The organism is Nioella sp. (genome assembly GCF_964229645.1).
Classification (GTDB): Bacteria; Pseudomonadota; Alphaproteobacteria; order Rhodobacterales; family Rhodobacteraceae; genus Nioella.
The window spans coordinates 1-2334 of the sequence record NZ_CAXREX010000176.1 but is presented as its reverse complement, the minus strand read 5'-3'; the positions used below and the strand labels follow the sequence as shown (position 1 = coordinate 2334).

The following is a 2334-nucleotide window of genomic DNA, read 5'->3' as shown; positions in this document are numbered from 1 at the left end:
AGCCCCACCAGATGACAACGGGCGCAAGCCCCGTCCTGGCGCTTGTCCTGTGGCGGGGGGCCGGGCTTTCGGGTGTGCCGCGCATGGGGCGGACATGATCGGCGCGCGTGCAGCGTTTGAGCGCTGCCTGGCGGAGCTCCGGGCGCTCCATGCCGCCTGCCCCGCGATTGCCAGTTTTGCCCCCCTGCCAGACAGCCTCGCCGAACAGCCTGTGATGCCCCACGACATTCCCGCCGCGCGCTTGATGGAGGAGGACGACGGGCTCTTTTCCGACGGGTTCGAGGCGATGCGCGATGCTTTCATCGCCGCCAGCCCCCATGCCCAATGGCGCGAGACCTACAAGGGCACCCGGATGGGGCCGGATTTCATGAACCGCTTCGCCTGCTATTGCCTGGTCGGCAGCGGTGGCCCCTTTGTCAGCGACAGCCTTGGTGCCTACGTGGTCTATATGCCGCCAGGGCTTTACTACCCATATCACCATCACCCGGCAGAAGAGCTTTACTTCATTCTGGCAGGTGAGGCCGAGTTCCTGATGGAGGGCGCCCCCTCCAAGACGCTGCGCCCGGGCGATCACGTCTTTCACCCTTCGAACAGGCCCCACGCCACGCGCACCCATGCCCATCCCTTCATGGCTCTCGTTCTCTGGCGCGGCAACATGAGCGTAAAACCCGTCCTGACCCATCCCGACGGTGAGCCATGAAAATCACCAGCATCCGCATCTACAAGACGCCGCTGCCTTACCTGGGCGGGGCCTATGTCTGGGGGGCGGGCAACGCCATCGAGACCGCAATCGCCAGCGTCGTCGTGATCGACACCGATGCGGGCCTGCAAGGTTGCGGCGAATTCACCCCCTGCGGCGAAAACTACATGGTCGCCCATTCGGAAGGGGTCGAGGCGCTGGCCCGCCTCGTGGCCCCTTGCCTTCTGGGCGAGGACCCGCGCCAGGTGGCCCGGATTGAAGCCATCATGGACCATGCCGTTCAGGGTCACGGCTATGCGAAAGCGCCATTCGATGCCGCCTGTTGGGACATTCTCGGGCAGGCTTGCGATCAACCGGTCTGGATGCTGCTCGGAGGGAAACTGACCGATGGCGCGCCCATGTATCGCGTCGCCCCGCAGAAGGGCACCGAGCAAACGATTGCCGAGATGGAAGGCTACCGTGCCCAAGGCTGCCGCCAGTTCCAGATCAAGGTGGGCGGCGATTGGGCCAGCGACATCGACCGCATCCGCGCCACCGTGCCGCTTCTGAAACCGGGCGAGAAAGCCATGGCCGATGCCAACCAGGGCTGGCGCGTCGATAACGCCATCCGCGTGGCGCGCGCGACCCGCGATCTCGATTTCATCCTCGAACAGCCCTGCCGCACCTACGAGGAATGCCTGCAGGTCCGCCGCGTGGCAGAGCAGCCCATGAAGCTCGATGAATGCGTGACAGGCATGGCCGCTGCGCAGCGCATCGTGGCCGATCGCGGGGCCGAGATCTGCTGCCTCAAGATTTCCAACCTCGGCGGGCTCTCGAAGGCCCGCCGGGTGCGCGATTACCTTGTCGAAAACCGTATCCCCGTGGTCAGCGAAGATACATGGGGCGGAGAGATCACCTCCTCCGTCGTGGCCGATTTCGCGGCCTCGACCCTGCCCGACTACCTACAGAACACCACCGATCTCATGACCTACAACACCCGCTCAACCGGCATCGGCGGGCCGGTGGCGAAGGACGGCAAACTCTACGCGCCCGACACGCCGGGTCTTGGCGTCACACCCGATTTCGACAGCCTCGGCGCACCCGTTGCACAGTATGGAGAGCCCGCATGAAACTCACCCGGATCACCGTTTTTCACGTCGATCTGCCGCTGGAACATCCCTAGTGGCTCTCGGGCGGGCGGCTGAAGTTTGAAACGCTCGACGCCACTTTCGTGAAGCTGGAGACCGACGACGGCATCACCGGATGGGGCGAGGGAACCCCCTGGGGCCACACCTATGTGCCCGCCCACGGCCCCGGCATCCGGGCAGGGATCGAGACCATGGCCCCCTTTGTACTGGGCCTCGATCCACGCCGGGTGCTCGACGTGGAACGCTCCATGGACCTCGCATTACCCGGTCATCTCTATGCGAAATCCCCCATCGACATGGCCTGCTGGGACATTGCCGGTCAGGCGGCGGGCTTGCCGATTGCCGATCTCATGGGCGGCGGCAGCCGCACGCCGCGCCCCATCGCGTCGTCGGTCGGGGCCAAGACGGTCGAGGAAACCCGCGCCGTCATGCAGCGTTACCGCGACCGGGGCTATATCGCCCATTCGATCAAGATCGGCGGCGACGTGACCCGCGACATCGCCCGCA

2 protein-coding genes and 1 pseudogene are annotated in these 2334 nt (G+C 65.3%); all 3 read left to right on the top strand.

The genetic code is table 11. The features are described 5' to 3' along the window. The first annotated feature begins 94 nt into the window (after positions 1 to 94). Positions 95 to 700, top strand: a complete 606-nt coding sequence (locus ACEQXV_RS11575; protein WP_370255233.1) for a dimethylsulfonioproprionate lyase family protein — start codon at positions 95 to 97, stop codon at positions 698 to 700. Further along, on the top strand, positions 697 to 1809 hold the full coding sequence (locus ACEQXV_RS11570; RefSeq protein ID WP_370269266.1) for a mandelate racemase/muconate lactonizing enzyme family protein: 1113 nt from the start codon (positions 697 to 699) through the stop codon (positions 1807 to 1809). The genes ACEQXV_RS11575 and ACEQXV_RS11570 overlap by 4 nt, the downstream gene beginning before the upstream one ends. A 101-nt stretch (positions 1810 to 1910) precedes the next feature. Further along, a pseudogene (locus ACEQXV_RS11565) lies at positions 1911 to 2334 on the top strand (mandelate racemase); the annotation flags it as partial.

Excerpts from the sequence above, each read along its gene's own strand:
- ACEQXV_RS11570 (WP_370269266.1), top strand. The coding sequence starts at position 697 with ATGAAAATCACCAGCATCCGCATCTACAAGACGCCGCTGCCTTACCTG.
- ACEQXV_RS11575 (WP_370255233.1), top strand. The coding sequence starts at position 95 with ATGATCGGCGCGCGTGCAGCGTTTGAGCGCTGCCTGGCGGAGCTCCGG.